This is a genomic window from Bacillus sp. TL12, assembly GCF_022625245.1.
In the GTDB taxonomy this organism is placed as follows: Bacteria; Bacillota; Bacilli; order Bacillales; family Bacillaceae_G; genus Bacillus_A.
This window is the reverse complement of the sequence record NZ_JAJJBY010000009.1, coordinates 166,218-175,137: the sequence shown is the minus strand read 5'-3', so window position 1 is coordinate 175,137 and position 8,920 is coordinate 166,218. Positions and strand designations below refer to the sequence as shown.

Here is an 8,920-nt window from a genome sequence, read left to right as displayed (position 1 = left end):
AATATATCATTTTCGTCAACAAGTTTTTTTTCGATAACTTGTATCTCTCATTTGCTGACTCTGCCTATTATATAGACTTTTATATATCTATGCAAGTATTATTCTAAAAAAAATAAGAGAGGGGAAATCCCCTCTCTTATTCCTCGGAAACTTCTTCATTCCCATCTTCATCTTTTTGTGCTTTTGCTACCGTTGCTACTTCTTGTTCATTTTCTAAACGAATCAAGCGTACACCTTGAGTATTACGTCCCATTTGGGATATTTGGTCAACTGGCATACGGATAATAATACCCGCAGCTGTGATTAACATAATATCTTCTTCACCCGTTACAGACTTAACCGCTACTAACTTACCATTCTTATCTGTAATGTTGCATGTTTTTAGACCTTTACCACCGCGGCTTTGCAGACGGTATTCCTCAATTGGTGTACGTTTTCCGTAACCATTCTTTGTTACAATTAACACGTTCATATTTTCTTCAACAATTTCCATACCTACAACTTGGTCCTCATCACCTAGTGTAATAGCTTTTACACCTGCCGCATTACGTCCCATAGAACGCACATCTTGCTCATTGAAACGGATTAGCATACCGTTACTTGTTCCAACGATAATATCCTTATCGCCAGATGTTAAGCGTACAGAAATTACTTCATCTTCTTCACGAAGAGAAATTGCAATTAAACCATTTGTACGAATATTTGCAAACGAAGAAAGAGGTGTTCTCTTAGAAATTCCATATTTCGTTGTAAAGAATAAGTATTGATCATCACCAAATTCACGAATTGGAATAATAGCATTGACCCACTCACCTTTATCTACTCCTAGTAAATTAATAATTGGTATACCTTTCGCTGTACGACTATACTCTGGAATTTCATATCCTTTCGTACGGTATACTTTACCCTTGTTTGTAAAGAATAAAATATGATCATGAGTAGACGTTGTCAATAACTGTTCAACAAAGTCATCATCATTCGTACCCATTCCTTGTACACCACGTCCCCCACGGTTCTGTGTTTTGTACGTAGAGGCCGGTAACCTTTTAATGTAACCATTATGAGTAAGTGTGATTGCGATATTCTGCTCTGGGATTAAATCTTCATCCTCGATAGATTCCATACCGCCAATTGTAATCTCTGTTCGTCTTTTATCATTAAAGCGTTCTTTTACCTCGGTTAATTCTTCACGAATAATTTCAAGAACTTTTTCTTCATCTGCTAAAATTGCTTTTAATTCCGCAATTAGCTTCATTAAATCTTGATATTCTTGTTCAATCTTTTCACGTTCTAATCCAGTTAAGCGCTGCAGGCGCATATCTAAAATTGCTTGCGCTTGTTTCTCACTTAAACCAAAACGCTCCATTAAACCTTGTCTTGCAATATCAGCGGTTTTTGAACTGCGAATTAACGTAATAACTTCATCAAGATGATCTAATGCAATTCGTAATCCTTCTAAAATATGAGCGCGCGCTTCCGCTTTCTCTAATTCATAAGCAGTACGTCTACGAATTACTACCTTTTGATGTTCCAAATAATGATATAAATTTTGTTTCAGATTTAATACTTGTGGCTCCCCATTTACAAGCGAAAGCATATTAATACCGAAGCTTGTTTGAAGTGCTGTATGTTTATATAAGTTATTTAATAGTACGTTCGCATTTGCATCTCGGCGTACTTCCATAACAATGCGCATACCATTCCGATCTGATTCATCACGTAAATCTGTAATACCTTCAATTTTCTTATCGCGAACTAATTCTGCAATCTTTTCAATTAATCGTGCTTTATTAACTTGATAAGGTAATTCAGTTACAATAACAGATTGTTTACCATTTGACTTTTCTTCGATTTCAACTCTAGCACGAAGAATAATAGAGCCGCGACCAGTTTCATACGCTCTTCTGATTCCGCTTCTCCCTAGAATCAAACCCGCTGTAGGAAAATCAGGTCCTGGGATACACTCCATTAATTCTGCAATAGTAATGTCAGGATTATGACTCAGTGCCAATACACCGTCAATTACTTCCCCAAGTTGATGGGGTGGAATATTCGTTGCCATACCAACTGCGATACCTGTTGTACCGTTTACTAATAAGTTAGGGAAACGTGCTGGTAATACAATTGGTTCTCTTTCAGAACCGTCATAGTTATCTTGATAGTCAATTGTATTCTTTGTAATATCACGTATTAATTCCATGGAGATTTTAGACATTCTTGCTTCTGTATAACGCATCGCTGCCGCCGAATCCCCATCAACAGAACCAAAGTTACCGTGTCCATCAACAAGCATATAACGTTGACTAAAATCTTGTGCCATACGTACCATTGTCTCATAAACAGCTGAATCACCATGCGGGTGATACTTACCAATTACTTCGCCAACAATACGCGCTGATTTCTTATATGCTTTATCAGCAGTAATTCCTAAATCATTCATTGCGTATAAAACCCTACGATGCACAGGCTTTAATCCATCACGAACATCTGGTAGTGCACGAGATACAATAACACTCATTGCATAATCTAAAAATGAGGTACGCATTTCATGACTGATATTAATTTCTCGAATTCGTGCTTGTTGTTGATTGTCTGACATCAACGAGCACCTCCTCTTACATTTCCGTTACAAATACATTGATTTATATGTAGAAGACAGGAATGCTCAGATTCCTGTCATTACTTACTTAAATATCAAGGTTTTTCACGTATTTTGCATTTTCTTGGATAAAATTACGACGCGGTTCTACTTTATCACCCATTAAAATTTCAAATGTTTCATCTGCTTCAATTGCATCTTGAAGAGAAACTTGAAGTAACGAACGTACTTCTGGATCCATTGTCGTTTCCCATAACTGAGTTGGATTCATTTCTCCAAGACCTTTATAACGCTGAATTCCAGGTTTGGGCTGAGCTGGTAACTCGGCTAATATATTTTCAAGCTCTTTATCATTGTAAGCATATTGAATTTTTTTCCCTTGTTGGACTTTAAACAACGGCGGCTGCGCGATATAGATATAGCCGTGCTCAATAATTTGACGCATATAACGATAGAAGAACGTTAATAATAGAGTACGAATATGCGCACCATCGACATCGGCATCGGTCATAATAATAACTTTGTGATAACGAGCCTTTGCAATGTCAAAATCCCCGCCGATATTTGTACCAATCGCCGTGATAATCGTACGCACCTCATCATTAGATAAGATTTTATCTAATCGTGCCTTTTCAACATTAATAATTTTACCCTTAAGTGGTAAAATCGCCTGGAAGTGGCGATCACGTCCTTGTTTTGCGGAACCTCCCGCAGAGTCACCCTCTACGATGTAAATTTCACTAATCGAAGGATCTTTAGAAGAACAATCCGCCAATTTCCCTGGTAAACTAGATACTTCCAGCGCACTCTTTCGGCGTGTTAATTCACGCGCTTTTTTCGCTGCTACACGTGCGCGTGCTGCCATTGTTCCTTTTTCTACAATTTTACGGGCAACATTTGGATTCTCAAGTAAGAACTTTTCGAACGCTTCTGAGAAAACAGACTCTGTAATCGTTCTCGCTTCACTATTTCCAAGTTTCGTCTTCGTTTGTCCTTCAAATTGTGGATTGGGATGTTTAATAGAGACAATCGCTGTTAATCCTTCACGTACATCTTCACCTGTTAGGTTACTATCCGCATCTTTTAAGATGTTATTTTTTCGTCCATAATCATTTATTACACGTGTTAAAGCAGTCTTGAAACCAACTTCATGTGTACCGCCTTCATACGTATGAATATTATTCGTAAATGAATAAATATTGTTTGTATAACCTTCGTTATATTGAAGAGAAACTTCAACTTGAATTCCATCTTTTGAACCTTCTACATATACAGGTTCTTCATGAATTGGTTGTTTCGAGCGGTTTAAATGCTCAACATAAGATTTAATTCCACCTTCATAATGGAATTCTTTCTTTTGTTTATTTTCACGTTTATCTTCAATTGTTAATTTAATATTACGATTTAAAAATGCTAACTCACGCATACGAGTTGCTAATGTATCAAAGTCGTATTCTGTAGTTTCTTTAAAAATTTCCGGATCTGGCTTAAAACGAGTTATTGTTCCTGTATGGTCTGTTTCACCGATTACTTTTAAATCTGCAACTGGGATACCTCGTTCGTACTTTTGATAATGAATTTTACCTTCACGATGCACAAATACTTCTAACTCTGTTGACAGGGCATTTACAACAGATGCACCTACACCATGCAAGCCACCAGAGACTTTATAACCTCCACCGCCAAATTTACCACCGGCGTGGAGTACAGTCATAATAACCTCTACAGCAGGACGTCCCATTTTTTCCTGTATACCAACCGGAATACCACGGCCATTATCTGTTACACGAATGCTATTATCTTCCTCAATACTAACATTAATTTCATCACAGTATCCTGCTAATGCTTCGTCAATACTATTATCTACAATTTCCCATACAAGGTGATGAAGACCTTTTCCACTTGTAGATCCAATATACATACCCGGACGTTTTCGAACTGCTTCTAGTCCCTCAAGTACCTGTATTTGACTTTCATCATATGAATTCTCTTGCATTTGCTTTTGTTCCATTGACACAAAGATCACCTACTTTTCCATTTAAACAGAAACTACGTTCTGTCTATTTCACAATCTACCGTGCCGCTTTTTACATGAATTGTTTTCGCTTGCTTTAATGTTTCGTGTTCAATTCCGTCGACACTCGTCGTTGTCACAAATGTTTGCACTTTTCCTTGAATTGTATTTAACAGATGTGATTGACGATAATCATCTAATTCTGACAATACATCGTCTAATAAGAGGATTGGATATTCCTTAACCTCTGAATAAATCAATTCAATTTCAGCTAACTTTAGGGAAAGTGCGGTTGTTCGTTGTTGTCCTTGAGAACCAAAGACTTGAACATTTTTACCATTAACGAAGAATTGCAAATCGTCACGATGAGGACCAATTAAAGTTGTACCACGGAAAATTTCACGTTGTTTCACAGATTGAAAACTTTCATAGTATACTTCTTTTATTTTCGACAAATCCATTGATTCTGATACATCTACGCTTGGTTTATAAACTATTTCTAGTTCCTCTAATCCCCTACTAATGCCACGATGGATTGGAGCAGCCCATTCTTGTAGCAAATGCAGAAACTCAAAACGTTTTTGCAAAATTTTTGTACCATGTTCAATGAGTTGAAGTGTAAATACATCCAACATCGTCTCCTCATTTTTACTATTCCCTTGCATTTTCTTAAGCAAGTGATTTCGCTGCGTGAGCACTTTTTGATATTGACTTAATTCATACAAATAGACAGGAGCTATTTGTCCGAGTTCCATATCTAAAAAGCGTCTTCGTATTTGAGGGCTTCCTTTTACAAGATTTAAATCTTCTGGGGCAAACATAACAACATTCATTTCACCAATATATTGGCTTAATTTTTGTTGTTCTAGTTGATTTAACTTTGCCTTCTTCCCTTTTTTAGAAATATTTAATTCTAAAGACAAGGAACTGTTTCGCTTTTGTAATCTACCTTTTATTTTACCATAATCCTCATCCCACCGGATAAGTTCACGATCATTCGAAGTTCGATGAGACTTGGCCATCGCTAATACATAAATAGCTTCCATCAAATTCGTTTTCCCTTGGGCATTTTCACCAATAATTACATTCACTTTATCCTCAAAGGAAAGATCTAGATATTCATAATTGCGATAATTTTTTAATTGTAATTCTTTAATATACAAAGGGCTCCCCCTTTATGCTTGAACTTGAAATGTTCCGTTTCCCGGAATTTCAATAATATCATTTGCATACAACTTTCGGCCTCTTCTATTTTCCAGTTCTTGATTAACATACACTTCGTATTCTTGTAAGAACCATTTAACAGCACCGCCTGTATCAATTACATCAGCTAACTTTAAAAATTGTCCTAGCGTAATGTACTCAGTTGAAATTTTAATACGTTTCATAAAATCGCTCACTTTCTGAAAGTGTTCATTCTTTCATTGTACTAAATAAACTAACATTAGGAAAGTAATACCCGTAAAAGTACATGTGCAAAAAAGACGATACAGAGGGCCGAACAGTTCAAAGCTTAGAAGCCAGGAAAGTATAGATTGTAGATGAAACTACATGAATACTGAATTTTTTGCACATCCTCTAAAATCAAATAAGGGTCACTAGCATATTAAAACTAGCAACCCTCACCTCTTACTTAGTAAGTACGAACTGGTAAAATTAATTGGATGATGGAATCATCATTTACTGTACGAATTAAGAACGGTCTCATCGCTCCAGTAAAACTAATTTTAATTTCTGTACTATCTAATGCTTTTAATGCGTCCATCATATATTTTGCACTAAAGGAGATTTTTAATTCTTCCCCTTCTACTTTCTCACATTGAACTTCCTCTACTACTTTCCCGATTTCTGGTGAATTTGAAGAAAGTTCTAGCATTTGTTCTTCTAATGTCGATAATTTCACAACATTATTGCGACCATCCCTTGCTAGTAAAGAAGCACGATCAATTGCTTGTAAAAATTCTTTTGTATTTACAAAAATGTCCGTTTTGCTTTCTGCCGGGATTAGACGTGTTGTATCCGGGTAATTCCCTTCTAACAATCTTGAGAAGAATAATAAATGTTTAGTTCGGAATAATACTTGATACTCCGTAATAACGATATCTACCATTTCTTCAGACTCATCTAGAATTTTGCTCAGTTCATTCAAACTCTTACCAGGGATAACAACATTTGCTTGAAACTCATCAGAAATTGTATGACCTTCAATCTTCGCTTTGCGAAGTGCTAGTCTGTGACTATCTGTTGCAATACAAGTCAGTTCGCTGTTATATACCTTCCAGTTTACACCTGTCAAGATCGGACGAGTTTCTGAAGTTGAAACAGCAAATACAGTTTGACGAATCATGTGTTTTAGTAAATCTGTCGGAATCTTAAATACATGATGTTCTTCAATTTGCGGTAATAATGGATATTCAGCAGAATCTAAACCATTTAAATTAAACTCTGATTTTCCAGATTTTATTTTTGTCATAAAATGATTTTCCACAGAAATTTCTACTGTGTCTTTTGGTAATTTTTTTACGATCTCACTAAAATATTTTGCTTGTAAAACAATACTCCCTGATTGTGCAATTTCAACAATTTCTTTTCCGTTTTCTTCAACTGGGATAAAAGATTCAATTGAAATATCAGCGTCACTTCCTGTTAATGTAACACCTTCTTCAGTTGCTACAACTTTAATTCCTGTAAGAATTGGAATTGTTGTACGAGAGGAAACGGCCTTCATTACATCTTGCACACTTCTTACAAGGTAGTCTTTTTGAATTGTAAAACGCATAGCGAAAACCTCCGGCAAGTATAGAATTTTATTTATTAAATAAAGATAAAAAAATAGTAGTAATAGTAATAGGGCTTGTGGATATGTGGATAACTCTATTTAAAGACGGAAAAACAGTCTATCTACATGTGGATAGACTGTGTGTAAAACCAGTAAAGTTATTCACACTATTCAGCTACTACTTTAAAATATCATTAATTTCTTCAACTTGTTTTTGAAGTTGTGTATCAGTTTTTAATAGCTTTGAAATTTTTTCGTGCGCATGGATGACGGTTGTATGATCACGTCCGCCAAATTCTTCGCCAATTTTAGGTAAAGATGAATCTGTTAGCTCACGTGATAGATACATTGCGATTTGACGAGGAAATGCGACTGATTTTGTGCGTTTTTTTGCTTTAAAATCCTCTAATTTAACTTGAAAAACATCGCCAACTGCTTTTTGAATATCATAAATAGAAATAATCTTTGGTTTAGAATTTGGAATAATATCTTTAAGTGCTTCAGCAGCTAAATCGGCATTGATATCTTTATTTATTAGAGATGAATAAGCAACAACTCGAATAAGTGCACCTTCTAGTTCACGAATGTTCGAGTCAATTTGATTAGCGATATAAAGCATGACTTCATTCGGAATATCAAGACCTTCCGCTTTCGCCTTTTTTCGTAAAATTGCAATTCTTGTTTCTAAATCTGGCGGCGTAATATCTGTAATAAGCCCCCACTCAAAACGGGAACGAAGGCGATCTTCTAATGTCGGAATCTCTTTTGGCGGCCTATCACTTGAGATTACAATTTGCTTGCTTTCCTCATGTAATGCATTAAATGTATGGAAGAACTCTTCTTGTGTTTGTTCTTTTCCAGCAAGAAATTGAATATCATCTATAAGTAAGACATCGACATTACGATATTTATTACGGAAATCGACTGCTTTATTATCACGAATGGAATTAATAAACTCATTTGTAAATTTTTCTGATGATAAATAAACGACTTTAGCATTCGGATTATGCTCAATGACATAATGTCCAATTGCATGCATTAAGTGCGTTTTTCCAAGCCCAACTCCCCCATAAATAAATAGTGGGTTATATGCTTTTGCTGGTGCTTCAGCAACTGCTAATGAAGCTGCATGAGCAAAACGGTTCCCAGAGCCAATAACAAATGTATCAAATGTATATTTTGGATTTAACATGCTCTGTGGTAAGTGATTAGACTCATCATTTATTCTTTTCTTTTTAGCAGGAGGAAAGTCAATCTCCTCTTCAGTTTGACTTTGGGGAATAATAAAGCGAATTTCTAATTTTGCTCCTGTTAGATCATAAAGTGTTTCTGAAATGAGCTCCGAATAATGGGATTCTAGCCAGTCACGAGCAAATTCATTTGGAGCTGTAATCGTTAATACATCTTTTTTCAAAGCATGTGCCTTGGTTGATTTCAACCATGTCTCATAACTTGGTTTACTCACCTTTTTTTCTAGCTCTTTCAAAGCACTATTCCATAAATCAGAGATATTTTCCAAGGGTGTCCC

Annotated in this window: 6 protein-coding genes; all 6 read right to left on the bottom strand. The window is 35.8% G+C overall.

The window, feature by feature from the left end; translation table 11 throughout:
- Positions 1-136 precede the first annotated feature (136 nt).
- The 6 genes from gyrA to dnaA all read right to left on the bottom strand — a co-directional run bounded on the left by gyrA (position 137) and on the right by dnaA (position 8,911).
- Positions 137-2,599 carry a DNA gyrase subunit A gene (gene gyrA / locus LOK41_RS11400; protein WP_241816550.1) on the bottom strand — a complete coding sequence of 821 codons (2,463 nt, stop codon included), beginning with the start codon at positions 2,597-2,599 and terminating at the stop codon, positions 137-139.
- An 88-nt stretch (positions 2,600-2,687) separates the two neighbouring features.
- Positions 2,688-4,610: a DNA topoisomerase (ATP-hydrolyzing) subunit B gene (gene gyrB / locus LOK41_RS11395; protein ID WP_241816549.1), complete on the bottom strand. Its 1,923-nt coding sequence runs from the start codon at positions 4,608-4,610 to the stop codon at positions 2,688-2,690.
- A 38-nt stretch (positions 4,611-4,648) separates the two neighbouring features.
- A complete protein-coding gene (gene recF, locus LOK41_RS11390; RefSeq protein ID WP_241816548.1) occupies positions 4,649-5,776 on the bottom strand; it encodes a DNA replication/repair protein RecF in 1,128 nt (375 codons plus the stop codon).
- A gap of 12 nt (positions 5,777-5,788) precedes the next feature.
- Complete coding sequence (yaaA, locus tag LOK41_RS11385; protein ID WP_241816547.1) at positions 5,789-6,001, bottom strand: S4 domain-containing protein YaaA; 213 nt, start codon at positions 5,999-6,001, stop codon at positions 5,789-5,791.
- Positions 6,002-6,246: 245 nt separating this feature from the next.
- Positions 6,247-7,392, bottom strand: a complete 1,146-nt coding sequence (dnaN, locus tag LOK41_RS11380) for a DNA polymerase III subunit beta (protein WP_017150099.1) — start codon at positions 7,390-7,392, stop codon at positions 6,247-6,249.
- A gap of 178 nt (positions 7,393-7,570) precedes the next feature.
- Entirely contained in the window at positions 7,571-8,911 is a 1,341-nt protein-coding gene (gene dnaA, locus LOK41_RS11375) for a chromosomal replication initiator protein DnaA (RefSeq protein WP_174100935.1), read from the bottom strand.
- Between the last annotated feature and the right edge of the window lie 9 nt (positions 8,912-8,920).

Coding starts and splice junctions, on each gene's coding strand:
- gyrA (WP_241816550.1), bottom strand. CDS start 2,599: ATGTCAGACAATCAACAACAAGCACGAATTCGAGAAATTAATATCAGT.
- gyrB (WP_241816549.1), bottom strand. CDS start 4,610: ATGGAACAAAAGCAAATGCAAGAGAATTCATATGATGAAAGTCAAATA.
- yaaA (WP_241816547.1), bottom strand. CDS start 6,001: ATGAAACGTATTAAAATTTCAACTGAGTACATTACGCTAGGACAATTT.
- dnaN (WP_017150099.1), bottom strand. CDS start 7,392: ATGCGTTTTACAATTCAAAAAGACTACCTTGTAAGAAGTGTGCAAGAT.